The 25,076-nt window shown below is 66.3% G+C and carries 21 protein-coding genes; 10 read left to right on the top strand and 11 right to left on the bottom strand.

The annotated features are described in order from the left end of the window. Nucleotides 1-14 precede the first annotated feature (14 nt). Nucleotides 15-491 (top strand): LppA family lipoprotein, encoded by a 477-nt coding sequence (locus G6N08_RS06445; protein WP_163755367.1) that lies wholly within the window; start codon nucleotides 15-17, stop codon nucleotides 489-491. A 207-nt stretch (nucleotides 492-698) separates the two neighbouring features. Then, nucleotides 699-2,153 carry a lipase maturation factor family protein gene (locus G6N08_RS06440; protein WP_163755366.1) on the top strand — a complete coding sequence of 485 codons (1,455 nt, stop codon included), beginning with the start codon at nucleotides 699-701 and terminating at the stop codon, nucleotides 2,151-2,153. A gap of 49 nt (nucleotides 2,154-2,202) precedes the next feature. On the opposite strand, the gene G6N08_RS06435 is transcribed toward G6N08_RS06440, so the two are convergent. Further along, complete coding sequence (locus G6N08_RS06435; protein WP_163755365.1) at nucleotides 2,203-3,849, bottom strand: acetolactate synthase large subunit; 1,647 nt, start codon at nucleotides 3,847-3,849, stop codon at nucleotides 2,203-2,205. 106 nt (nucleotides 3,850-3,955) lie between these two features. Here G6N08_RS06435 and G6N08_RS06430 point away from each other — a divergent pair, with 106 nt between their 5' ends. Further along, nucleotides 3,956-5,335: an NADP-dependent succinic semialdehyde dehydrogenase gene (locus G6N08_RS06430; protein ID WP_163755364.1), complete on the top strand. Its 1,380-nt coding sequence runs from the start codon at nucleotides 3,956-3,958 to the stop codon at nucleotides 5,333-5,335. 76 nt (nucleotides 5,336-5,411) lie between these two features. Here the strand turns inward: G6N08_RS06430 and G6N08_RS06425 are convergent, their stop codons facing one another. Both G6N08_RS06425 and G6N08_RS06420 read right to left on the bottom strand, forming a co-directional pair. After that, complete coding sequence (locus G6N08_RS06425; RefSeq protein WP_163755363.1) at nucleotides 5,412-6,353, bottom strand: R2-like ligand-binding oxidase; 942 nt, start codon at nucleotides 6,351-6,353, stop codon at nucleotides 5,412-5,414. Further along, nucleotides 6,350-7,045: a TetR/AcrR family transcriptional regulator gene (locus G6N08_RS06420; protein WP_163755362.1), complete on the bottom strand. Its 696-nt coding sequence runs from the start codon at nucleotides 7,043-7,045 to the stop codon at nucleotides 6,350-6,352. The genes G6N08_RS06425 and G6N08_RS06420 overlap by 4 nt, the downstream gene beginning before the upstream one ends. Nucleotides 7,046-7,241: 196 nt before the next feature. Between G6N08_RS06420 and G6N08_RS06415 the strand changes: the two genes are divergently transcribed. Beyond that, nucleotides 7,242-8,222: a phosphotriesterase family protein gene (locus G6N08_RS06415; RefSeq protein WP_163755361.1), complete on the top strand. Its 981-nt coding sequence runs from the start codon at nucleotides 7,242-7,244 to the stop codon at nucleotides 8,220-8,222. A 19-nt stretch (nucleotides 8,223-8,241) separates the two neighbouring features. On the opposite strand, the gene G6N08_RS06410 is transcribed toward G6N08_RS06415, so the two are convergent. Beyond that, entirely contained in the window at nucleotides 8,242-9,423 is a 1,182-nt protein-coding gene (locus tag G6N08_RS06410) for an acyltransferase family protein (RefSeq protein WP_246216702.1), read from the bottom strand. Nucleotides 9,424-9,642: 219 nt separating this feature from the next. On the opposite strand from G6N08_RS06410, the gene pgfA reads away from it, so the two are divergent. Together pgfA and G6N08_RS06400 are read left to right on the top strand one after the other, a co-directional pair. After that, complete coding sequence (pgfA, locus tag G6N08_RS06405) at nucleotides 9,643-10,929, top strand: cell envelope lipid trafficking protein PgfA (protein WP_163755356.1); 1,287 nt, start codon at nucleotides 9,643-9,645, stop codon at nucleotides 10,927-10,929. A gap of 8 nt (nucleotides 10,930-10,937) precedes the next feature. Then, entirely contained in the window at nucleotides 10,938-12,698 is a 1,761-nt protein-coding gene (locus G6N08_RS06400; protein WP_163755354.1) for an MmpA family trehalose lipid delivery protein, read from the top strand. Here G6N08_RS06400 and G6N08_RS06395 read toward each other — a convergent pair. Continuing rightward, nucleotides 12,682-13,881, bottom strand: coding sequence for a glycosyltransferase family 4 protein (locus G6N08_RS06395; protein WP_163755353.1), 1,200 nt, complete (start codon nucleotides 13,879-13,881; stop codon nucleotides 12,682-12,684). The genes G6N08_RS06400 and G6N08_RS06395 overlap by 17 nt on opposite strands. A gap of 25 nt (nucleotides 13,882-13,906) precedes the next feature. Between G6N08_RS06395 and G6N08_RS06390 the strand changes: the two genes are divergently transcribed. The 3 genes from G6N08_RS06390 to G6N08_RS06380 all read left to right on the top strand — a co-directional run bounded on the left by G6N08_RS06390 (nucleotide 13,907) and on the right by G6N08_RS06380 (nucleotide 17,557). After that, the gene (locus tag G6N08_RS06390; RefSeq protein ID WP_163755351.1) at nucleotides 13,907-14,692 is read left to right on the top strand and encodes a class I SAM-dependent methyltransferase; all 786 of its coding nucleotides are present in this window, start codon (nucleotides 13,907-13,909) and stop codon (nucleotides 14,690-14,692) included. Between the two features lie 46 nt (nucleotides 14,693-14,738). Further along, entirely contained in the window at nucleotides 14,739-16,208 is a 1,470-nt protein-coding gene (locus G6N08_RS06385) for an aldehyde dehydrogenase (RefSeq protein ID WP_163755350.1), read from the top strand. A 320-nt stretch (nucleotides 16,209-16,528) separates the two neighbouring features. After that, a complete protein-coding gene (locus G6N08_RS06380) occupies nucleotides 16,529-17,557 on the top strand; it encodes an MIP/aquaporin family protein (RefSeq protein ID WP_246216625.1) in 1,029 nt (342 codons plus the stop codon). A gap of 51 nt (nucleotides 17,558-17,608) precedes the next feature. Here G6N08_RS06380 and G6N08_RS06375 read toward each other — a convergent pair whose 3' ends face one another. From G6N08_RS06375 to G6N08_RS06365, 3 genes are all read right to left on the bottom strand, one after another. Continuing rightward, entirely contained in the window at nucleotides 17,609-17,905 is a 297-nt protein-coding gene (locus G6N08_RS06375) for a hypothetical protein (protein WP_163755348.1), read from the bottom strand. 18 nt (nucleotides 17,906-17,923) lie between these two features. Further along, a complete protein-coding gene (locus G6N08_RS06370; RefSeq protein ID WP_163755346.1) occupies nucleotides 17,924-19,423 on the bottom strand; it encodes a class I adenylate-forming enzyme family protein in 1,500 nt (499 codons plus the stop codon). Between the two features lie 189 nt (nucleotides 19,424-19,612). Further along, nucleotides 19,613-20,407 carry a crotonase/enoyl-CoA hydratase family protein gene (locus G6N08_RS06365; protein ID WP_163755344.1) on the bottom strand — a complete coding sequence of 265 codons (795 nt, stop codon included), beginning with the start codon at nucleotides 20,405-20,407 and terminating at the stop codon, nucleotides 19,613-19,615. A gap of 229 nt (nucleotides 20,408-20,636) precedes the next feature. Here G6N08_RS06365 and G6N08_RS06360 point away from each other — a divergent pair, with 229 nt between their 5' ends. After that, nucleotides 20,637-21,542, top strand: coding sequence for an alpha/beta hydrolase (locus tag G6N08_RS06360; RefSeq protein ID WP_163755342.1), 906 nt, complete (start codon nucleotides 20,637-20,639; stop codon nucleotides 21,540-21,542). On the opposite strand, the gene G6N08_RS06355 is transcribed toward G6N08_RS06360, so the two are convergent. The 3 genes from G6N08_RS06355 to G6N08_RS06345 form a co-directional block, all read right to left on the bottom strand. Then, nucleotides 21,527-22,831, bottom strand: a complete 1,305-nt coding sequence (locus G6N08_RS06355) for an amidohydrolase family protein (protein WP_163755340.1) — start codon at nucleotides 22,829-22,831, stop codon at nucleotides 21,527-21,529. The two genes, G6N08_RS06360 and G6N08_RS06355, sit on opposite strands and share 16 nt — an antisense overlap. Continuing rightward, nucleotides 22,825-23,940 carry a CoA transferase gene (locus G6N08_RS06350; protein ID WP_371869001.1) on the bottom strand — a complete coding sequence of 372 codons (1,116 nt, stop codon included), beginning with the start codon at nucleotides 23,938-23,940 and terminating at the stop codon, nucleotides 22,825-22,827. Before G6N08_RS06350 ends, G6N08_RS06355 begins: the two co-directional genes overlap by 7 nt. Before the next feature lie 106 nt (nucleotides 23,941-24,046). Then, on the bottom strand, nucleotides 24,047-25,057 hold the full coding sequence (locus G6N08_RS06345; RefSeq protein WP_163756767.1) for a MaoC family dehydratase: 1,011 nt from the start codon (nucleotides 25,055-25,057) through the stop codon (nucleotides 24,047-24,049). Between the last annotated feature and the right edge of the window lie 19 nt (nucleotides 25,058-25,076).

The raw sequence follows: 25,076 nt of genomic DNA, 5'->3' as shown, positions 1-25,076 counted from the left end.
CCGCAGGATGTCACGTGACAGGACCTTATGACCACACCCCACCCTCGGTGGCCGCCAAGGCCCTCGAGGTGCTCAAATCCCTGCCTTCGCTGCAGGACACCCAAGCCCAGGTGCAAGCCGCCATCGATGAGATCAAAACGGCCGCCAGCACACTCATCCCCGCCATCAGCTGGGAAACCCTCAACGAAGGCTCGGGCAGCAGTACCTGCGCGCGGCCCTACGAACAAAGCGACGGGCGGGAATACTTTTTCCCCCGCGCGGTCGCGGAGAATGTCGTAGTGTCTGAGCAGGACTGGGCCAAAATTCAGGAGGCCGCCAAACAGGCGGCCGCCAAACTGGAGGCCACCGAGGTTCAGGTCATGCAAAACGGGCCGGCAAACCATGATGTGGGTTTTTACGGTCCGGCCGGGCTGTTCATCAAGGTCGGCTACCGGGGCAACCTGGTGGTCTCCGGTTCCACCGGCTGCCGGCTACCCCGCGACCAGAAATAACGCCAGTAGCGGCGGCTCGATGAACCCAGCCGTACGGGATGTGGCCTGCGGCGTGAGGCCCGCCGCGACGGTTGTTTGGCGCAACAGCGCGGCTGAACCAGCGGGCGCATCGGCCGCACCGGGTTCAGCCGGTTGGCCTGCGCGTTTGAAGCTGGTTGACTGGATAGGAGGAGGTGGTATCAAGGCCGCTGCCCGAGGAGTTGCGCCATGGAATGGTTCAGCGCACCCGAATACTGGTTGGGAAGACTGGCCCTGGAACGGGGCGTCGCGGCGATTTATTTGATCGCATTCGTCGCCGCCGCGAGACAATTTCGGCCACTCATCGGCGAACACGGCATGCTGCCGGTGCCGCGGTTTTTAGCCCGGGAATCCTTCTGGGAGGCGCCGAGCCTTTTTCATTTCCACTATTCGGATCGGCTGTTCGCGACGGTTTGCTGGGTGGGGGCGGTGACAAGCGGCGCGATCGTCGCCGGGCTGGCCGACCTGGTGCCGCTATGGGCCGCCATGCTGATGTGGCTGCTGCTCTGGGTGCTCTACTTGTCGATTGTCGCCGTCGGGCAGACGTGGTATTCGTTCGGCTGGGAGTCCTTACTGCTCGAGACGGGCTTCCTGGCGATATTTCTCGGCAACGAGCGCACAGCCCCACCGGTGCTGACGATGTGGCTGGCGCGGTTTCTGCTGTTCCGGCTCGAGTTCGGGGCAGGGCTGATCAAACTGCGCGGTGACTCGTGCTGGCGTAACCTCACCTGTTTGTACTACCACCACGAGACTCAGCCGATGCCGGGTCCGCTGAGCTGGTTCTTCCACCACCTGCCCAAACCCCTCCACCGTGTCGAGGCAGCGGTCAACCACTTCGCCCAACTCATCGTGCCTTTCGGATTGTTCGCACCGCAGCCGATCGCCAGCCTGGCAGCGGCAATTGTTGTCATTACCCAGTTCTGGCTGGTGATCTCCGGCAACTTCGCCTGGCTGAATTGGCTGACGATCATCCTCGCCTGCAGCGTATTCGACCGCTCATCGCTCGCGGCAGTTCTGCCCGTGCCCAACCCACCCGCACTGGCCGGGCCACCCTCCTGGTTTGCCGCCCTGGTGATTGGCTTCACGGTGCTGGTGGCATTCCTGAGCTACTGGCCCGTGCGGAACCTGATCTCCCGCAATCAGCGGATGAACATGTCGTTCAACCCGTTTCACCTGGTCAACACCTATGGAGCATTCGGCAGTGTGGGCCGCATCCGCCGCGAGGTGGTGATCGAAGGCACCGACGACGACGAGATCACCGACCAGACGGTGTGGAAAGAATACGAGTTCAAAGGCAAACCCGGCGCGGTACGCCGACTGCCACGGCAATGGGCGCCCTATCATCTGCGTCTGGACTGGCTGATGTGGTTTGCCGCGATCTCACCGCTCTACGCGTACCAGTGGATGACCCCGTTTTTGTTGCGGCTGCTGCGAAATGACCGGGACACACTGCGGCTGTTGCGGCACAATCCATTCCCCGAATCCCCGCCGCGGTTTGTGCGTGCACAGCTCTACCACTATCGGTTCACTACGTGGCGGGAACTGTGGCGAGAGCACGCGTGGTGGCATCGCACGCTGATCGGTCAGTATGCCCCACCTATTACGCTCGAAAAAGAGCCGTCGCAGCCCGCCTCAGGCGACTAGGCGCGATTCGACCCAAATATCTGTGGGCGGGCAGGCCCACTGAGCCCTCCTACAGGGCCTCCTGCAGTTGACCGAGCCTTTCAGTAAGGCGAAGGTTTTCCGAGTAGTCGACCGGACAGGAGATTATCGACACCCCGTCGTCACTGAGGGCTGCTTTCAGCGTCGGCAACAACTCGTCGGCACTGGTAATCCGATATCCCTTGGCGCCGAAGCTTTCTGCGTAACTTATCATGTTGGGGTTGCCGAAGCGAACATAGTGGTGTTCACCGAGTTCGAGATCCATCTTCCATTCGATGAGGCCGTAACCGCCGTCTTCCCAGATCAACACCACCAGCGGTATCTGCTCCCGGACGGCGGTCTCGATCTCCTGCGAGTTCATCAGAAACGCCCCATCACCCACCACCGCGAGCACCTTGGCCTCGGGACGCGCCAGCTTTACGCCGAGTGCTCCTGGTAAGGCAAAACCCATGGCGGACAATCCATTCGATACCAGGCAGGTGTTGCGTTCGTAGGTTGGGTATAACCGCGCCATCCACATTTTGGTAGCGCCGGTGTCCACGAGCACGATGTCGCTGCGCCCCAGCGCAGCACGCGTATCAGCGACCACCCGCTGCGGTGCCAGCGGAAACCGTGCATCTTGTTGTCCGCGAGTCAATTCTTCGGCGAGTGAGTCGCGGCCAGGCGTGATCACGTCGAGGCTGAAGCGGTGGCCCGTCAGCGCATCGGTGAGTGCATTCAGCGAGGCACTGATATCACCGATGATGCCCACCGCGACCGGATAGTGCATATCCACTTCAGCCGGGAAGCGATGCACATGGATGATCTTTTTGTCGGCGTGGGGATTGATCTGGATCGGGTCGAACTCTTGTAGCTCGTAGCCGACCGCGATGATGGCGTCGGCGTTGTCGAATCCGAAGTTGACGTAATCGCGCCGCATGAATCCGATGGTCCCGATGCTGTTGGGATGGTCGTCGGGTATCACCCCTTTGCCATGAAAAGTGTTGGCGACCGGTATCCGGAGTTGCTCGGAGAATCGGATCAAGGCCGCGGTCGCGTTACCCCGCGCGGCGCCATGTCCGGCCAGCACAACCGGACGCCGGGCGGTGCGCAAGACATCGACCGCCCTCGCGATTTGCCCCGCGGACGGCGCCTCTGGGCGCACAACGTTGCGCGGTAATGGCGTGAGGTTATAGTCGGCGGTGTCGGTATCGATATGCTCAGGCACCGCCAGGTAAACGGCGGCCGGGCGCTCGGTCTCGGCGAGCTTGAAGGCCTTGCGGACCATCTCCGGTATCGCTTGCGCGGTGGGCACGCCAGCAGACCAGCGGGTGATCGGGGCAAACATCGATACCAAGTCGACGTATTGATGCGACTCTTTGTACTGGCGATCGTGGCCGACCTGGGCGGAGATCGCGACCATTGGGGTGCTGTTGGTGCTGGCGTCGGCCACCCCCAATTGCATATTGATAGCACCTGGGCCCAGTGTGGCCGAGACCACTGCCGCGCGGCCGGTGACGCGCCCGTACATCTCGGCCATGAACGCCGCCGCCTGCTCGTGGCGGGTCAAGACATAGCGGATATTCGATGCGGCCAGCGCCTGCAGGAAGCGGATGTTCTCCTCGCCGGGCAGCCCGAACACGACGGTAACGCCTTCGGATTCGAGGCACCTCACCATTAGCTGGGCGGGCGTACTCATCAGCACCTCCGTCTCAAATTGTGCCCAGATCTGTTTACTCAGGCCACGATAGTGGCACGCTGGTTAGCGATCGTGATTCTTAAACCACTCACCGAAGGATGTCAGCATGCCGATCGCCACGATCAACCCGGCCACCGGGGAAACGGTCAAGACCTTCGCACCGGCAACTTCCGGGGAAATTGATTCCGCGATAGCCCATGCCTATCAGCGCTTCGCCGACTACCGGCGCACCAGCTTCGCGCAGCGCGCGCAGTGGGCGCATGCCACCGCAGCGCTGCTGGAGGCCGAAGCGGAGCAGACCGCGGCGATGATAACCCTGGAGATGGGTAAGACGCTGACATCAGCAAAGGCTGAGGTTCTTAAGTGCGCCAAGGGTTTTCGATATTATGCCGATCACGCTGAAGCGCTGTTGGCCGACGAACCCGCGGACGCCGCCGCGGTGGGTGCGGCCAAAGCGTACGCCCGCTACCAGCCACTCGGGGTCGTGCTCGCCGTCATGCCGTGGAACTTCCCGCTTTGGCAGGCGGTCCGGTTTGCTGCTCCGGCGCTGATGGCCGGTAACGTCGGCCTGCTCAAACACGCCTCCAACGTGCCGCAGTGCGCGCTGTACCTCGCTGACGTGATCACCCGGGGCGGTTTCCCGCCAGACTGTTTTACCGCTTTGCTGGTGCCATCGACGGCGGTGGAAGACATCCTGCGCGACCGCCGCGTGGCCGCCGCCACGCTGACGGGCAGCGAACCGGCCGGCCGGTCAGTCGCCGCCATCGCTGGCGACGAAGTCAAGCCGACCGTGCTCGAGCTCGGCGGCAGCGACCCGTTCATCGTGATGCCGTCGGCGGACCTGGAAGCCGCGGTGAATACGGCGGTCACCGCCCGGGTGCAAAACAACGGCCAATCCTGCATCGCAGCAAAGCGATTCATCGCACACCGCGACATCTACGACGAGTTCGTGGACAAGTTCGTCGAAAAGATGGCCGCACTGCGCGTCGGCGACCCGACTGACCCCGATACCGATGTGGGCCCGCTGGCCACCGAACAGGGCCGAGCTGAGGTCGAGCACTTGGTCGACCAAGCGGCCGCGGCCGGTGCGGTGATCCGCTGCGGCGGTAAACGCCTGGACCGTCCCGGATGGTTCTACCCGCCAACGGTGATCACCGATATCAGCCCCGATATGCCGATATTTTGCGAAGAGGTGTTCGGTCCGGTGGCGGCGGTGTACCGGGCCAGCGACATCGACGAAGCAATCGAGATCGCCAACGCCACCTCTTTCGGGCTGGGTTCCAACGCCTGGACTACCGACACGGCCGAACAACAGCGTTTCATCGATGAGATCGAGGCGGGTCAGGTCTTCATCAACGGAATGACGGTGTCCTACCCCGAACTGCCGTTCGGCGGTGTCAAACGTTCCGGCTACGGCCGCGAGCTCTCGGCGCACGGGATCCGCGCGTTCTGCAACGTCAAGACGGTATGGATGGGCCGGGACTGACCCGCCGAGAAACGCTCCCTTTTTTTTCTCGGATCCTTTGACCGAGGCCCAGAGCCGGTGCGGCTATAGGTCGGCACTACGCCGAGGCGGCCAACGTCCGTTGGTCCTCGACGGCGAAGGTGTCCTCCAGCTGCAACGGTGAGTAGTCGAGGTCGATCTCACCGACCGGGCGCCCGCGGGCGCTGCTGATCGTCCCGAAGCGTCGCATCCCCTTGTCGGTGGCGTAGGCCGTGAACTCGTCAACCGACAAACCGAACGGCATGTCATCGCCGTAGAGCGCAAACCCCTCTTCAATGAGGCGCTGTGCCAGCGGGATCAGCTCGTTCATCCGCATTTCGAACACCGTCCAGTTGGCATCGTCGGCGGCGACGTGGCGACGGCACGTGAAGGTGCCCCACGCCATGTGTCGCCGCTCATCATCACCGATGCGCCGGACCAGCTCCTGCATCCCGGGCAGGATACCGCGCTCCACACAGATTTTGTGCCAGGCATAGTATCCCGTCAACGCCAACATTCCTTCGACGACGTGGTTGTAGGTCACCGACGCGCGAACCTGGGCAACGGGCGACGGATCGGTCAACAGCGCCTCGAGCGACTCGGGTAATTCGTCGTTGAACATTCGCCGGTATGCCGGAAGTTCCTCGAGATAGCTGTGCAAGTCGTCATCGGCCCCGACCGCGTCCAGCCACAAGCGGAACACCTGCACGTGTTTGGCCTCCTCAAAAGCGAACTGGGTCAAGTACATCTCGTCACCCAGCCGGCCTTCCGCGCGCATAGCAGCCATGAACGGCTGGATGTCCTGGGTGACCGCTTCTTCGCCGGCGATGAACTCCGCGCACAGCCGGGTGGCGTAATCGCGTTCCCGGTCGGAGAGCATCTGCCAGTCCTCGCCGTCCCGGGAAAAATCGATATCGGCCGGATTCCAGAATTTCGCGTTACCACCCGCGAACAGCTTCAGCGGCAAGCTGTCCCAGTTAAGCCCATCCGCGCCGAGCGAGCCGTAACGTGTCCGTGTCATGTGACCTCCTTCAGGTCGTACCGGTGGGCGGGGGGACCGCTCGTGCTCGGCACCGCGGCAAAAGCGGCCGCCAGCACGGCGACAAGCCTGCGCACGGCCAGCGCCGGTTGCTCGGGTGTGGGTTCATCGAGCCCGAGGATCGGGTCCATACCGCGCACATAGGGAGCCAGCGCTAAATGCGGAAAGATCAACAGCAGCAACGACAGCAAGGCGTCGGTGTCGCAATCCTGCCGCAGGTCGCCCCGTACGTGCGCATCGCGCACCAGCGGCCGCAACACCTCCAGGTAATGACGGTGGATCACAGTTCGCACACTGATGCGGGCCTCGGTGTCGACCTCCAAACTCGCTGCGGCATGAAGTGAGCGTTCCCGTGGATGGTCGGCGAAATAGGCGACCCAGGCGTCGAGCAGGTCGGTGAGAAATTCGAAGAACGGCCTGCTCGGGTCGAGTTCACGGATGCGCGCCTCCATGTGACCGCGCACCCGCTGGCTGGCGATATCAGCAATGAACGCGTAGAGGTCACGCTTGTCCGCGAAGTACTGAAACAGGCTGCCTTTGGCCACGCCGGCGCGCCGGGCGATCACGTTCAGGCTGCCGCGGGAGAACCCGTGCGCCGCGAATTCGGCCTCCGCGGCTTCCACCACCGCTGCCCGACGGGCCGGGTTGATCCGGGCCCACGTCACCGTCGGCATCCACGACCTCCTCGTCGATGACCACTGGTCATCCTAGTGTGAGTCAATTCACTCTTCAAGGTTTTGCCGGGCCGGCGATACGCCGCCGAAACGGCTGGGCATGCGGGTCCCCGGCACCGGGCGCGCCACGCTAACCAATTCAGCCGGCTTCGGCATTCCGCCGACGCGGACCCGCGAGCGTCCTAGCATCGGCTGCGTGTCACAGGTAAATACCGCACGGGGACCGATCGATACCGCCGACCTCGGTGTCACTCTCATGCATGAGCACGTGTTCATCATGACCACCGAGATCATGCAGAACTATCCAGAAGAGTGGGGTGATGAGGCCAAGCGCGAAGCCGACGCCATCAAACGGCTCAACGAGCTCAAGGCCCGCGGAGTGGACACCATCGTCGACCTGACCGTGATCGGACTGGGCCGCTATATTCCGCGCATCGCCCGGATCGCACAGGCCACGGAGTTGAACATCATCGTCGCCACCGGGTTGTACACCTACAACGACGTGCCGTTTCGCTTCCACTACACCGGACCGGGAACCCAGCTCGATGGCCCGGAGATCATGACCGACATGTTCGTGCGCGATATCGAGCAAGGCATCGCCGACACCGGCATCAGGGCAGCGATCCTCAAGTGCGCCACCGACGAACCCGGTGTCACCGCCGGTGTGGAGCGGGTGCTGCGCGCGGTCGCGCAAGCCCACAAGCGCACCGGCGTGCCCATCTCCACGCACACTCACGCCGGTCTGCGGCGCGGCCTGGACCAACAACGGATTTTCGCCGAGGAGGGTGTTGACCTGTCCCGAGTGATCATCGGGCATTCCGGCGACACCACCGATCTCGACTACCTCGAAGAACTCATCGCCAACGGCTCCTACATCGGCATGGACCGGTTCGGTATTGACGTGATCCTTCCGTTCGAGGACCGGGTCAACACGGTGGCCCGGATGTGCGAGCGGGGGCATGCCGACAAGATGGTGCTTTCCCACGATGCGAACTGCTATTTCGACGCGCTGCCCGAGGAACTGCTGCCGGTGGCGGCGCCCAATTGGCATTACCTGCACATCCACAATGACGTCATCCCCGCACTCAAAGAGCGCGGGGTCACCGACGATCAGCTCCACACCATGCTCGTCGACAACCCGCGGCGCATTTTCGAACGCCAGGGCGCCTACACGTGAGCGGCCAAAGTCAGCGCCCTCACGGCGCAATGGCGTTCTCTTGCGCCTCTCTGGCGTCCGCCTCTGGTGCAGACATTGACTGGTGTCTGCGGAACTCCCAGCGGCGCAACGCTTCCCGGCATGGCGACTCGACAAGGGCATAGCTGACCGCAGCGATTGCGATACTGAAGACCAGCGTCAACGCGAAAACGATAGGCATGCCACCACTGAACGCGAATCGCCCGATCACCGGGAACACCATCGTCAGTGCCGCCAAATGCCAGATGAACACACCGTAGGACCACCGCCCCAGCGTCACCATGCCGGGCGACGCCAGCAGCCGATGGCCGGTCCCGGGCCGCTCCAGCACCAACGGTGCGACCAGGGCGAACGCCACCACGGCGCCCATCGCCGTTTTCACCGCGAACTGGGTCGCGGTGCTGGGCACCAGACCCGCAGGACCCGCCAGTGGGGAGGCCGCCACCAGATAAGCGATCACCGCGGCCCCACCCATCACCACGCGCCGCCGCGCCAAGCGATGCGGGAACCCGACAGGGCTGTAGGTCCACTCCGCCAGCAGCATCCCCGCGGCGAACCAGGAGAAAAACGCCGGTGGCCAGGTCAGCGGGTTCTGCCCGGACGGCGACCCGAACGGGACCCAGCCCCAGGCCCAGCTCGCGACCGCGACAGCGGTGATCGCCGGTACCCGGGCATGCACCGGAATCTGGCGCGCGGCCAAAGCAAGAACAGGTAATGCCAGATAGAAGCTGACTTCGACGCACAGACTCCACATCTGCGTCAGACCGGCGGTCAGGGTGAGCGGGACATAGATCTGGGTGAGCGACAGGTTCGCCAGCCACACCGTCAGGCTGGCGTGGTCAGCATCAGGCAGCAGGCTGAGGATCACGATGACGGCCACCACGTAGGCCGGCAGGATGCGCACCGCCCGCGAGCGCACATAGCGGCCGGTGGCCGGCCGTGAACCAAAGCCTCGGACGGCCGCGGCGTGCCCGCGCCATAACAAAAATCCCGACAACGTGAAGAAAACCGCCACAGCAAGGTCGAAACGCCCGAACAGCCGGCCGGTGACACCGGTGGAATGGCCGGTCTGAAACGCGACGTGGGTAACGACCACCCCGATGGCCGCGCAGGCGCGCATCCCTTCGACTGCGGGCAGGAAGCCGCGGGCGCCCCCGACCGGCGGGCCATCGGTCACGACCACAGTCTGCCGTGCGCTACGAGCGGACAAACCGGTACCTCCACAGAGCTCACCGCAGGCATGGTGACGGGTCCGGCGGTTGGCTGCCAAACCGGCACTCGATCCAGTAAACGGTCGCCTTAAATTCGCTTGTTAGGGTCAAACGGGTTTCGCCTCGCTGCCACCTCGCATGGTCGCGACGAGAAGCTGGGCGGTCACCGACCAGAAGGAGGTCACGGCAACGTGAACCGAGCAGTCATGTTGCGGATCGCCGCGTGCGGAATTATGGGACTCGGGGCCGCCCTGCTCATCGCCGCAGTCTTGCTGTGGACCTATACCACCAGCAAAATCACCAAGATCCCGCTCGACATCGACACCACACTGATCAGCGACGGCAGCGGAACCGCTCTCGACCCCGCCTCGTTATCCAGCGACCATTTCGTCGTCGACAAAAATGTGCCGTTGGTATCGCAACAGCAGATCACCGTCGAATCCCCGGCCAACGCCGATGTCGTCACCCTGCAGGTCGGAACGTCGGTCCGGCGCACCGATAAGCAGAAGGACACCGGTCTGCTGCTGGCCATGGTCGACACGGTCACGCTCAACCGTAAAACGGCGATGGCGGTGTCCGACGAAACCCACCCCGGCGGGGCCGTGCAGAAGCCACGCACCGTCGGCGACGAGAATCCGCCCACCAACATCGCGCTGCCGCACGAAGGGCTGGACTATCGGTTCCCCTTCCACACCCAGAAAAAGACTTACCCGTACTTCGATCCCATCGCGCAGAAGGCTTTCGACGCCAACTACGAGGGCGAAGACGACGTCAACGGCTTGACCACCTACCGCTTCAGTCAAAACGTCGGCTACGACGCCGACGGCAAACTGGTCGACCCGGTCAAATATCCGTCGCTGTACGCCCACGACGAGGACGGCAAAGTCACCGCATCCGCAGCGATGTGGGGGATCGGCGGCGACGACCCGGACGAGAAGATCACCATGACCCGCTACTACGCCGCGCAGCGGACCTTCTGGGTAGACCCGGTGTCCGGCACCATCGTCAAAGAAGAGGTGCACGCCAACCACTACTTCGCCCGCGATCCGCTGAAGCCGGAGGTGGCGGTGGCCGACTACAAGGTCACCACCAACGAAGACACTGTCGAATCCCAGGTCAATGCCGCACGCGACGAGCGTGACCGGTTGGCCCTGTGGTCGCGGGTTTTGCCGATCACCTTCACCGCGGCCGGACTGGTCGCGCTGATCGGCGGTGTGCTGCTCGGATCGTTTAGCCTGCGCACCGAAGCCGCGCTGCTCAGCCCCGGTCTGGATGGCACCGACTACGGCTTGTACCGGGGGCCGTCCGAGGAACCCGTCCCCGGCGCGGAGGCCCAGACCGAGAAGCTGCCCGAACTGCATCATGACGTGCCGCCGGATCAGGGCCCGCGCAAACGCAGTCCGCCAAGTCCCAGTCGGCCCCATCCGGGTGCACCCAGTTCGGGCCCGCCTCAGCCTGGTCCGCCCACTCCGTCATAGCCGGCGTCATGCGCCTGCTCTGCTCTCGATGGGCACATGCCACGGCGTTGCCCGGATACGCACTGGGCCTTGCGCTGCTGGTTCTGGCGCCTGCGCTCGGGCCAGGTTATCTCCTGTTGCGTGATGCGGTGTCCACGCCGCGTTCCTATCTCTCCGATAGCGCCCTCGGGCTGATGGCGCCGCCGCGGGCGACGCCTCAGGACTTCGCGGTGGCGCTGACATCGCATCTGATCGACGGCGGTGTCGTGGTCAAGGCACTTCTCGTGCTGGGGCTGTGGCTGGCCGGCTGGGGCGCGACGCGGCTGGCCGCCGGGGTCGTGCCTGACGCTGGGATGGGCGGCCAGTTCGTCGCAGCCACGCTTGCGATCTGGAATCCCTATGTTGCAGAACGGCTGCTGCAGGGACATTGGAGCCTGCTGCTGGGCTACGGCTGCCTGCCCTGGACGGCGGCGACAATGCTGGCACTGCGGTCAGCCGACGGATCCGGCCGGGCTCCTTTCTTCGGCCTGGCGTTGTGGATCGGTTTGGCCGGGTTGACACCGACCGGGCTGATGTTGGCTGCCGCCGTGGCGTTGTTGTGCGCGACGGTCCCCGGCGGTGGTCAGCCGCGCTGGTTGTGCGCCGCCGCGGCGCTGGCTGTCGCGGTAGTGGCGGCGCTGCCGTGGTTGACCGCGTCGGCGCTGGGACCGTCGGCTCCCGCACAAGACTGGTCGGCTGCAGCCGCGGTTGCCGCTTTCGCCGCTCGCGCCGAGCCGGGCTTGGGCACGCTGGGCAGCCTGGCCAACCTGGGTGGGATCTGGAACGCCGAGGCCGTACCGACCTCGCGGACAACATTTTTCGCGGTGGGCGGGGCGGTGGCGTTAGTGGGCGTGGTCGGGATCGGCCTGCCGGCTGTGCTGCGCCGCCCGGCAGCGCTGCGGCTGTTGGTGCTGGCGGCCGTGTCGCTGTTGGTACCCGCGGCGCTGGCCACCCGGCCCGGCATGGACGTGCTGAGCGCGGTGGTGCAGGCCGCGCCCGGACTGGGCGTGCTCCGCGACGGCCAGAAATGGGTGGCGCTGGCAATGCCCGGCTACGCGCTGGCCGGGGCGGGCGCCGTGGTCACACTGCGGCGCGGGTTGAGGCCGGCGGTCAGCGCTGCAGCGCTCTCGGCTGCGCTCATCCTCACTCTGCCGGACCTGGCCTACGGCGTGTGGGGGCAGGTTAAGCCGGTGCGCTACCCACCGGGATGGGCCGCGGTGGCCGCGGCAATCGACCGTCAGCCCGGGCTGGTGGCCGTATTGCCCGCCGGCACCATGCGGCGTTTCTCCTGGTCCGGTCCGGCGCCGGTGCTCGATCCGCTGCCCCGCTGGGTGCACGCCGACGTACTGAGCACCGGTGACCTGACGATCTCGGGACTGACAATTCGCGGCGAGGGCGGCCGGGCCCGGGCGGTGCAGACGCTGCTACTGGCCGGCAGCAGTCCGGCCGCGGTGGCCCGCGCCGGTGTGGCGTGGCTGGTGGTCGAATCGGGCACCCCCGGCGATATGGGTAGGGCCCCGCGCACCCTCGACGCGCTGCCGGTGGTTTACCGGGACGCCGACCTGGCTCTCCTCCGGGTGGGAGGCGAGACCGCCGGGATATCCGCCGGCCGGCGCCGAGCGACGGTGACCGCGCACCTGGCCTGGCTGGCGCTGCTCGCCGGCGGCGCGGCCGGGCTGGCAGTGTCGACGTGGCGGATGCGTGCACGGCGCGCACCTCATCCGCAGCAGGTGCTCACATCACTCCGCTGACCCACGTGCCGGCATGCACCGCCTCGAGCACACTGCGCATCGCCTCGGCACTTTGCCGCCACGAGAATTCGGCGCTGCGCGCTTGCGCCTTGCGGCCCAATTCATCGCGCAACACCGGATCCGACAGCAACTGCTCAAGCCGGCTCACCAGCTCATCGTGGTTGTCGACCAAGATCCCCGTGACACCGTCCACGATGGAGTCACACAGCCCACCTGATGATCGGTAACCGATCGTGGGCACCCCATGCTGGGCCGCTTCGACCACCGCCAAACCCCAGCCCTCCTTGCGGGACGGCAACAGATGCACCCACGACTGCTGCACCACATGGTGTTTGGTGACATCGTCGATGTGGCCGTGAAAGGTCACCGCGTCGGTGATGCCAAGCTGCGCCGCGTGGTCCACCAGCCGCTGCTGCCACCAACCGCCGCCGACAATGTCGAGATGTAAAAACGGTATCCGGGAGCGTAGCAGCGCCACCGCTTCCAGAGCATGCTCGATCTGTTTGTGCGGCACCAGCCGCGACAGCACCACCACGCGCGGCATAGCCGCGCGTGGCCCGTTCAAAGACTGCGCAGGAGCCTCGTCAAGACCGTTGCGTACCACCGCGATTCGCTGAATATCCACACCCAGGTCGACCAGGTCCCGAGCCGACGGCAGCGACACCGTCACGTACTGGTTGCGGCGGTGCAGGCGCGGCGACAACCGCGACTCCACAAACCAGCCGAGCCGACCCAGCAGCCGCCCGGCCACCGGCCACTGCTCGCGGTGGCAATGGTGCACGAGCACCGCCACCCGCCGGCCGTACAGCAGCCTGGCCAAAAAAGGCCACCCGTTCTGCGTATCGATGACCACGTCGGGCCGCACATCGCGCAGTGGTCCCAGCCTCAGGCGGGCCGCTGCCATCGCCAACAGCGCCCAGATGTACACCGAATAGCGCCCCCCAGCCCGGCTGATCCGCACGCCGTCGACCAGCTCACGCCGGGGCGCCCCGGGGTAACGCGCGGTGCGCAGCGTCACCGCAACACCGGATGCAACCAGGTGGGCGCCAATCCGCTGCACATAGGCCTCGCTGCCGCCACCCTGCGGGTGGCCGGTGTCGCGCCAGCACAACAGCAAAACCGCGCCCACATCCGGTGAGCCCCGGGGGTGGTGGCCCGCAGGCTCACGGTGCGCGGCAGACATGGATTCACAGCCTAACCTGGGGCCGATGGCTGCCACCGACCTGTTCGCCCGCCGTGCGACCCTGGCCCGCTCGCTGCGGCTGCTCACCGAATTCCGCTATGAGCGGTCGCAGCCGGCACGTTTCTACGGTGCGCTGGCTGCCGACACGGTGGCGATGGTCGGCGACCTGTGGCAGGCCATCCGCGGCGAACCCGCGACGGGCCGCACGCTACTCGATGTCGGCGGCGGGCCCGGGTACTTCGCCAAAGCGTTTACCGATGCGGGGCTCCGATATATCGGTGTCGAACCCGATCCTAGCGAGGTACATGGGGCTGCAACGGCTTTCGCCGATGCAGCGTGTGCTTTCGTGCGGGCATCGGGGATGGCATTGCCCTTCGCTGACCACAGCGTGGATATCTGCTTGTCCTCCAATGTCGCCGAGCATGTCCCGCGACCCTGGCAACTCGGGGCCGAAATGCTGCGGGTGACCAGGCCGGGCGGCCTGGTGGTGCTGTCCTACACGGTGTGGCTGGGGCCGTTCGGCGGCCATGAGATGGGTCTGAGCCACTACCTCGGCGGAGCTCGCGCAGCGGCGCGCTATACCCGCCGGCACGGCCGCCCGGCGAAGAACAACTACGGATCGTCGCTCTTTGCGGTCTCGGCGGCCGAGGGCCTGGACTGGGCGGCCAGCACCGGCGCCATGGTGACCGCATTTCCCCGCTACCACCCTCGATGGGCGTGGTGGCTGACATCCGTGCCGCTGCTGCGGGAGTTTCTGGTGAGTAATTTGGTGCTGGTGCTGCAACCTGGATCACCCGCCGACACCACTTAACTGAAACGTGTTCTCGTTTCCCTCCGGGCTGGGTAGGGTTGGCGCCATGACCGACAGCCACAAGACCGAATACGACAAGCTGTTCATCGGCGGCACCTGGAGGCAACCGTCGACCTCGGAGGTGATTGAGGTGCGCTGCCCGGCCACCGGCGAGTATGTCGGCCGGGTGCCGCTCGCCGCGGCGGCCGACGTCGACGCCGCGGTCGGCGCCGCTCGCAAGGCATTCGACGCAGGACCATGGCCCACTACCCCGCCGTCGCAGCGCGCGGCCGTCATTGCCGCGGCGGTGAAACTGATGGAAGACCGCAAGGAGCTGTTCACTTCACTGCTCGCCGGCGAAACCGGCCAGCCACCCACCATCATCGAGACCATGCAGTGGATGGGCGCGCTGGGCTCGCTGACCTATTTCGCCGGCGCCGCCGACGCCGTCAAATGGACCGAGACCCGTAACGGCTCCTACGGGCAGACCATCGTGAGCCGCGAGCCGGTCGGGGTGGTCGGCGCGATCGTGGCGTGGAATGTCCCGCTGTTCTTGGCGGTCAACAAGTTGGGGCCTGCGCTGCTGGCGGGCTGCACGGTAGTACTCAAGCCCGCTGCCGAAACGCCACTGACCGCCAACGCCTTAGCGGAGGTCTTCGCCGAAGCCGGCTTGCCCGAAGGTGTGCTGTCGGTGGTGCCCGGCGGTGTGGAGACCGGACAGGCGCTGACGGCCAATCCCGCCGTCGACATGTTCACCTTTACCGGGAGTTCCACTGTCGGCAGGGAAGTCGGCAAACGCGCCGCAGACATGCTCAAGCCGTGCACGCTGGAACTGGGCGGCAAGTCGGCGGCCATCATCCTCGAGGACGTCGACCTGCCCGCCGCGCTTCCGATGCTGGTGTTCTCCGGGGTGATGAACGCTGGGCAGGGCTGCGTGAACCAGACCCGGATTTTGGCACCGCGCTCGCGTTACGACGAAATCGTGGATGCGGTCGCCGGTTTCGTTCAGTCGCTGCCGGTGGGGCTACCGTCGGACCCAGCCGCGCAAATCGGCCCGCTTATCTCTGAGAAGCAGCGCGCCCGCGTCGAAAGCTACATCGCCAAGGGCATCGAGGAAGGGGCCCGGCTGGTGTGCGGCGGCGGTCGCCCGGAAGGCCTGGACAGCGGTTATTTCGTGCAGCCCACGGTGTTCGCCGATGTCGACAACAAGATGACGATCGCGCAGGAGGAGATCTTCGGTCCGGTGCTGTGCATCATCCCCTATGACACCGAGGAAGACGCGATCGCGATCGCCAACGATTCGGTGTACGGCCTGGCGGGAAGCGTGTGGACCACCAATGTTCCTCACGGTATTGAGATTTCGCAGAAGATTCGCACGGGAACATACGGAATCAACTGGTACGCTTTTGATCCCGGCTCTCCTTTCGGCGGCTACAAGAACTCCGGAATCGGCCGGGAGAACGGACCGGAGGGCGTCGAGCACTTCTGCCAGCTCAAGAGCGTTCTGTTGCCGATGGGGTACACGATCGACAGCTGATCCAGCGTGCGCCCGCCGGGAGCTGCTTCCGCACCGACGGGTGCTCGGGTGTCCGGCAGCGTGCTCCGACCCGGCCCGGCCCGCAACCGGTGCCTGGCCACTGGTAAGCCGATGACGTGCGCGGGGGCGCTACCGATTCCCGGCTGGCTATGACCAGCCAACGGCCAACCAATTGCAGGCCGGGGTTTATCGCTTGATCGGTCGGGTTATCCCTGTGAAGGCCGCGGGGCACACGCACGTGTCATGGGCCGTGTCGAGGCTGTGGACCGAAGTGGCTCTCTGAGCCGCCCAAACAGCAACATCAGTGAGGGGGAGACACGTTGGCGACCGTCAAGGAACGAAACCTGGCGAAAACCACGCCGCTTACCAGGCTGCGGGCCGGACTGCCCGGTGCGATGCTGGCCGAGTTCTTCGGCACGTTCCTGTTGATCCTGCTTGGCGACGGCACCGTCGCTGTGGCAGTCGTCGGGTTGCCCGGTTCGGGTCGGCAAAACCTGAACCTCATGCCATTCGGTCCGGCCAACTGGCTCATCATCGTGTTCGGCTGGTGCTTTGCCGTCATGTTCGGCGCCTACGTGGCCGGTGGGATCAGTGGAGCCCACCTGAATCCTGCGGTCACCCTTGCCTACGCGGTGCGCCGCGATTTCGACTGGAAAAACGTCATTCCCTACTGGCTGGTTCAACTCGTCGGGGCGTTTTGCGGTGCGGCCGTGGTCTACGCCGTTTACGACTCCGCGATCGATAACTTCAACGCGATGTACCGGCTCGCCCGGCCAGACTCGCTGGATACCTACTCGATCTTCGCCACTTTCCCCGCACCCTACTTTCACGGCAGTTACATCGGACCATTCGTCGATCAGATTGTCGGCACCGCGATCCTGGTCGGGCTGATCGCGGCGCTGGTCGACCACCGTAACCAAGCACCCGCCGGCAACATGGCGCCGATGCTGATCGGCTTCATCGTCGCGGTGATCGGGTTCTCTTACGGGACGAACGCCGGCTATGCGCTTAACCCTGCCCGCGATCTCGGACCCCGGTTTTTCGCCTATCTGCTCGGCTGGGGACGTTTGGCCTTCTCCGGTGACTACGGCCCGACGAGCCAGTACTGGTGGGTTCCGATTGCCGGGCCATTGATCGGCGGTGTCGTCGGCATCCTGCTCTACGACTTCTTCATCGGCCATGTGCTGGACGCGCGCGCAAGGCTGCTGCGCACGCCGGAACCGGGTTTGGCGCCCGAGCCCACCACCGCGGCTGCCTCGGCGGTAGCCGGCCCGGTCATCGTCGAGGAGGCTGCCGACACCACGGCTGCCGACGAGGATCGGTTGGCCACGCTGGCGGCGCGGCGGTGACCCGGAACGCCGGAAGCCGCTGCCGGCGCCGGGCGCATATGAGCCGCGCGGCTAGTCGCTGGCCGGCAGCGGCTTAGCTTCTTTGATCCGCAGCGGAATATCACCGACGGTCAGGGTACCGGCGCCGGCCTTGGTCACCAGTACCTCGCCACCGTCGTCGTTCACATAACGCTTACCCATCAGATTGCCGTCGGCAAAAGCGGGGTCCAGTTCGCCCGAACGCTCGGCGCCGATCGGCACCATCGGTCGGCCGCCGCAACGCAAATCATCGAGACTCTCGGCGCTTCGAACGACGATCACCTGGGTGTCGCACACCTGGCTGGCTAGGCGGGTTCCGTTCTTGATCATGGTTTCGTCCTTGGTTGCTTACTGTCCGGCCGGGGTGGCGCGAAGTGCTTGGGCGAGTTCGCGGCGCAATACCTTGCCGGTCGCATTGGTTGGCAGCTCAGCACGAAACACTACCCGGTCGGGGGTACGCGATCCGCGCAAGTTCTCACGTACATGGGCGCGCAGCTCCTCAGGGTCGGGATCGGCGCCGTCCGCCGGCACCACCACCGCAACGATCGCCTGACCCCAGTGCGGGTCGTCGACGCCGACCACGGCGACATCGCGCACATCGGGATGCTCGATCAGGACGTCTTCCACCTCGGCGGGCGCGATGTTCTCCCCACCCCGGATGATGGTGTCATCGCTGCGCCCACTGATGTAGAGGTAACCGTCCTCATCGAGGATGGCGATATCTTTCGTCGGGAACCAGCCGTCCTCGTCGAGCACCGAGCCGATCCCGGTATAGCGGCCCGAAACCTGCGCGCCGCGGACGAACAATTCGCCCGGCTCACCCGGCGGAAGCACCCGGCCGCGCTCGTCGCGGATCTGCAGCTCGATGCCCGGGACCGCTTGGCCCACCGATCCCAACCGCTTGGCGATCGCGGGATCGCTCGCCCGGTGTGCGCGACGGTGATCTTCCGGGGTGAGTACCGCGATCGTCGAACTGGTCTCGGTCAGCCCGTAGGCGTTGACGAAACCCACGTTCGGCAACAACTCGAGCGCCCTGCGGATCAGCGGTAAACCCACTTTGGAGCCGCCATAGGCCAGGTTGCGCAGCGAGGGCAGTTCATGGTGGCCTTTCTCCAGCACCGAGACGATCCGGTCCAGCATGGTCGGCACCACGGTCGCGGTGGTGATGCGCTCCCGGTTGACCAACCGCACCCATTCCTCGGCGTCAAAGTCGGGTAAATACACCATCGTGCGGCCGGCGTAGAGGTTCGACAGAGCCGCGCCCACTCCGGCGATGTGGTAGGGCGGCACGCAGATCAACGCGGCGTCGGCGGGTGCGGCCGAGTCGAATTCGACCGTGCCGGTGATGTAGCTGGTCAGGTTGTTGTGCGAAAGTTCGACGGCCTTGGGCTCTGACGTGGTGCCGGAGGTGAACAGCACGATCGCCACCGAGTCGGGGTCGGCAATCTCCGTGACAGGGTCGCTGCTGCGGGCAGCCTCCACAAAATCGTCAGAAACCATGATCTGCTTGCCGCAATCGCCGACCATCTGCCGGTAGCGGCGGTCCACGACCACCAGCGGCTCAGACAACCGCCGGATCAGGGCCTGGATACTTTCGGCGGAGAGCCGATAGTTCAGGGATGTGAACGCCAGCCCGGCACGCGCCGAGGCGAAGATCAGCAACGGCAGCATCACACCGCCGGTGCCGACGTAGGCCACATGCTTTGCCTGCGATCCCGCGATCACGCCCGCACCGCCGTCGGCGAGATCACTGAGCTGCTGAGTGGTTAACCGCAGGTCACCGGACACCAGGGCCGTTCGATCGGGGTTGGCCGACACAGCCATCTCCAGAATTAATGCAATGCTCATCCCCGATCCTTCTGGGCCTCAACCCATTTCGTCACCAGCCGAGACCGCTTCCAGGCGGACTCTAGACTGTAGTGTAGATCACCTAATCGATCTGCCGGTGCGCTGCTCGGCGGCCCGGCACCGGGCTTGAGCCGCAGAGGGTGCCGCGCCGGCAGCGCCGGATGAGCGATCCCGATCACCGCGGTGGTCTCAGGTTCCCGTCCAGCGCGGGGGTCGTTTCTCGGCGAAGGCGATCGCGCCTTCCCTGGCGTCGTTGGAGGCGAACACCGGCATCAAGATCTTCATCTGCTCGGCGAACATGGTCTCCGGGCTCCACCCGCGGGACTCGACGATGATCCTCTTGGTGGCCGCTACCGCCAATGGGCCGTTGGCGGTGATCTTCTCGGCCAGCCTGATCGCCTCGTCCAGCGCCTTACCCGGTTCGGCCAGCACGTTGACCAGGCCCAGCGCGTGTGCCCGTTCGGCGGGCACGTTGTCCCCGGTGAGCGCCAACTCCATGGCGATCCCGTAGGGGATGCGTTGCGGCAGCCGCAGCAGGCCGCCGCCGCCGGCGACCAAGCCGCGCTTGACCTCGGGAATCCCGAAGGCCGAGTCCCTGGCCGCCACGATCAGGTCGGTAGCCAGCGCCAGCTCGGTGCCGCCGGCCAGGGCATATCCCTCGACGGCCGCGATCACCGGTTTGGCCGGAGGGCGTTCGGTGAAGCCCATGCCGCGTCCTTCGACGACGACGTTCTCACCGCGGGCGAATGCCTTGAGATCCATGCCGGCGCAGAATGAGCCGCCCGCACCGGTCACTATTGCCACCGACAGGCCCGGATCGCCGTCGAGCCGGTCCATCGCGTCGGCCAAACCCCGGCTGACTGCGGCGTTGACCGCGTTCTTGGCCTCGGGGCGGTTGATGGTGATGATCAGAATCCGGTCCCGCTGTTCGGTCAGGACCACAGGTTCGGTGTCGCCTTCGCTCACGACGCTGTGACGCTCCATTCACGCTCAAAGACAGGTGTTCAGGCGATGGTATCGACCGGTTCGCGCGCCGCTTGCGCGGGTTGCGGATCGGCGGGTGGAGGTGTGGGTCGCGGCGCCGGGCATGTGGGCAAACCGGCGATCTCGACGGGACCGGCAGGGCAGCACCGCCGCGCGTCTGCGGCATGCCGGCACAGCGGTGTCACGATATGCCTGACACCGGCGTGCGTGCAGCGGCCATACTGAGCCAATGCCGAGCACCGATTTTCACCCCGACCTTCGCCGCGTTGCCCGCATCGCCCCACGAACACTGGTGGGTCCGCGCACCCTGCGGGTGATCCGGGTGCTGAGCCCGCTGATGGCCGGCCGCACCCCTGCTGATGTGGAAGTGCTCACGTTGAGCTCCGGCGCCGGAGTCCGGTTGCACCGGCCGTCCGGGGTAGGCGGGCCCACGCCCGCCCTGTTGTGGATGCACGGCGGCGGGTACGTGCTGGGAACCGCCCAACAAGACGACGGGTTGTGCCGCCGATTCAGCCGCACCCTGGGCATTGTGGTCGCCTCGGTGGACTACCGGCTGGCACCTGAACATCCCTACCCGGCGGCACTGGAGGACTGTTACTCGGCGTTGACCTGGCTGACCCGACTGCCGGGCGTGGACCCGGCGCGGGTGGCCATCGGCGGCGCCAGCGCGGGCGGCGGCCTGGCCGCTGCGCTGGCGTTGCTGGCCCGCGATCGTGGGGAGGTCAAACCGGCGCTGCAGTTACTGGCGTACCCGATGCTGGATGACCGCAGCGCCGACGCACCCGACAACCCCAACTACCGGCTGTGGACGCCCCGAAGCAACCAGTTCGGCTGGACGGCGTATCTCGCCGGCGCCGACCGCGACATCGCGGTTCCCGCGCGCCGCGACGACCTCAGCGGCCTGCCGCCGGCGTGGATCGGGGTGGGCACCAACGATCTGTTCTACGACGAGGATGTCGCCTACGCCGAGCGTCTCACCCGGGCCGGCGTGCCGTGCCAGGTCGAGGTGGTGCAGGGCGCGTTTCACGGCTTCGACTTGCTGGTTCCGAAAAAACCGGTGTCGCAAGCATTCTTCGCCAGCCAGTGTGCCAGCTTGCGAGCAGCGCTCCGCCCCGAGGATCACCCGGCCCGGTAGACGAGCTCACCGCCGATGACGGTGGCGGCCACCGTGTCGGCCGATAATTCGGTCAGCGCCCGGGCGGGTGGAACGGCGAGCACGCACACGTCGCCGGGTTGGCCAACCTCGATGCGGCGCGGCTGCGCCGGCCGCTCGGGGTGGCCGAGAAATAAGGTCAGTGCCTGATCGGGGGCGATACGCTCGTCGGGCCCGAGCACTGTTCCGGTTGCGGTTTCACGGCTGACCGCAGCGCGCATCGCAGCCCACGGGTCAAGCGCCCCGAACGGGGCGTCAGTGCTGCCGGCCACCGGCACGCCGGCAGCGATGAGCGACTTGAGCCGCCACAGTTGCGGCTGCTCGTCACCGGGCACCTCGCGCAGGTACTGCGCCCCGCGTTCGGCGACAAAGTTGGGCTGCGTCACGACGGTGACGCCGAGTTCTTTCAGGTCGGCAAGATTGTCGTCGGGCACTACCGCGGCGTGCTCGACGCGGTCGCGCGGATTGGTCCCGGCCGCCCGCAGCGCCGCGATGGTCACCACCAGCTGGGCCACGGTCACGCAGTGTACGGCCACCGGCCGGCCCGCCCGGTGATGCTGCGCGATCCAGCCCGTCAGCGCGTCCAGATCGAGTCGGTCGTCGTGCAGGATCATCTTGGCCGGAGCCAAAAAACACGGCCGCGGCCGGAATTCGCGATGCCGGTGCGCCATCATCAGCGCCACCATGTCGTCGGCGGACAGGTCGGGGGTGGCGTCGGTGACCCCGGTGACACCCAACGCGGTCAGCCGGCGGCTGAGCTCGGCCAGGTCGGCGTCGCGGCGCGGCAACGCGTGCGACCAGCTGTGATCCGCGCTGCGCAGACGCCCGTCAGGGTGGTCGGCCAGACCGATCCGGGCCAGGGCAGCCGAGTTGAGCACCCACAGTGCGCCGCTGCGATGCTGGAGGCGCACCGGGATATCGGGCACCAGCGTGTCGAGCGCCGCCCGATTCAGCTCGCCGGCGACCGACTCGTGATAGCCGACCGCGCGGATCCACCCATCGGGTCCCGGCACAGCATCTGACAATGCCTGTGCCAATTGATCTTTGGTGTAGACGGTGGGCGGGCCTGCCGACAGCGAGTCCAGGGCGGCCGCCGCGGCCCGCAGATGCAGATGATGGTCGTGCAGCCCGGGCAGCAGCGTCCCCGAACCCGCGTCCAGCACGTCTTCGCCGTGCCGCCGAGCCAGCGTCTCGGCGACATCGACGACCCGATCGCTGACCCGGACATCGACAATGCGCCCGTCGAGCAGCGTGCCGCGGCGGATCAACATGGGACGCGCCGCGCCGCGACCAGCCGGCGAACAGCCGCAGTGTCGGCGCCCAGTTCACTGGCTTTCCGCGGCGGCGGGGTCGGTGGTCGAAGGCAATCGCGCTCCGGGCCGGCCGCAGGCAGGGACGCATAGGTGGCGGCGACGCCGGCCAGGGAGATATCGATGATCTCACCGCCGCCGCGGCCCAGGGATTCCAGGACGGCACGGGTGGCCTCCAGGCCGGTGAGCGGATCGGCGATGGCGTCCCCGCAGAACCGCGGCCCCGGTGCGACGAGCCCGCCGGACACCGCAGCGTCATCGCCGAAGGCCACCCGCTCGGGATGGGCGGGACCGTACCCGGTGATGCGCAACCACACCCGTCCCGGCCGCGCCGGCAGCTGATGTGCCCCCAGCCCGCGGCGCAGCAGTGCACCCGGCCGTGATCCCTCGATGACCACGTCGGCGGCCGTCAACAACTCCGACAACTCAGCTGAATTGAGATCCACGGCATACGAGAGCTTTTCGCTGTTCACCCAGTCGAAGAACCCGCGATGGCCGGCGCGGGTGCCGTCCGGACGTTGGGGGGTTTCCACCTTGACGACGGTGGCTCCCGCGGCGGCCAGTAACCGCCCGCAGAGCGGGCCCGCCCACAGCGACGACAGGTCGGCCACCAGCAGGTCGGTCAGAGGAACGTTGGCGGTATCGGTATGCACCGTGACCTGCGGAGGGGTGGGTGCGGATTCGCCGAGCAGCGCGGCCGGCATGCCGAGCAGCCGGGCGCGGTCCACCAGCTCAGCCGCGGCCCGCGCCGAGGAGGCACGGCTGATCGGCCCCCACGGGTCGCGACCCACCGTGGCCGATTCCAGCAATGCCGGCACCGCGTCGATGTCGTCGGGGCGGGAAAGCGTCAGCGCCCACCAGCCGTCGGCAGCGGCCAGGAGCCGGGTCGCACCACCGGCTGAAACACCGTCCGCGGGCGCCAGGCCCAGTAACGCGGCCCGCCCGGTGAGGATCTCGTCGGCATCCACCCGCACCGGTCGCCCGCCCAGCGCCGTGATCGCGGCGGCGATGTCATCGGCGACGCGCCCCGCCTGCCGCCGCACGGCACCTGGTATGCCCAATGAACCCACCCGCTCATTGTCCTCGCGCGGGGCGGTGGTCGCCGCTGTCACGTTGCGGCGCTGTCACGCCCGACTGGTGTTCGCAGCGGTACGCTCGCGCACGACGAGAGCCGCGTTAGAACTGCAGCGCGGTGAAACGCCAATCCAGCACCGGGCGGTCGGCGCCGGCCTCGCTGACCGCATAGACCAGCGATCGCAGCCCCAGCACCCCGCCCTGCGCCATCGGCTCGGCCGACTCGACATGTAACTGGCTATACAGTGTGTCGCCCTCGTGCACCGGACCGGTGTGATCACACGAGTGCCAGCCCAACACCGTCACCAGATTGGGCAATAGCCGAGTGGCCTGCGCCAGGGCCAGCCCGATGGTATGCCCACCGTATACCAACCGGCGCCCGCTGACCCGTGAATCGTGGTGTGTCGCAGCGATATTCAAAGTCAGACGGGCCAGCTCGGGAGCGCTGCTGACCACGTCGGCGGTGCTGTGCAGCACTGTGCCGGCCAGCCCGGCGTCGAAGTGGGGTCCGGGTACGCGCGTGCGGAAAGCCCGCCCGTCCCAGTTGGCGGTCGGATCGGACGCCGGCGGCACCACGTCGGCGCCGACGGCGGACAGGTCATCATCGCGGCCCGGCTCCTCATCCGGGCGCCACCCCGGGCTGGCCGGCAGCATGGCGCAGCGGTAGAAGTCGAGCACCAGCCGGTCGGCCTGGTCGATGGTGGTGATCCGCAGCGCCGCCAACCCGGTCGGCGCCCGGCCGGGCTTAACCGTGTTCGCCCGCAACCCGATGACCTCGGTGCGGGTGTAGAGGGTGTCGCCGAGGATCGGGAACCGGTGAAACGCCAGCCCGCGGTAGAACAGGTTGGCTTTGACGCGCTGGGTGGCCAGTGTGCTCTGGCCGATCGCCACATCGCAGACCAGCGCCGGATGCGCCAGCGGCGCGGGTGCGCCGGTCACCGCGGCGCACAGATCGGCGTCCAGCGCGAGCCGCAGCCGATCTCCCACGATGGACTGATGCACCGCGGCCATGCCGGCCGTTAACGTCACCGTCGGCGCCGTGTCGAACACCTGTCCCACCGACAGGTCGTCGAAAAAGGGGCCGCCTTCGCGGCCACTGATCTGGCTGGACACCGTCACAGCCTCACATGCT

The sequence above is a fragment of the Mycobacterium botniense genome (assembly GCF_010723305.1).
Lineage (GTDB): Bacteria > Actinomycetota > Actinomycetes > Mycobacteriales > Mycobacteriaceae > Mycobacterium > Mycobacterium botniense.
This window is presented reverse-complemented; position numbering and strand designations above follow the sequence as displayed.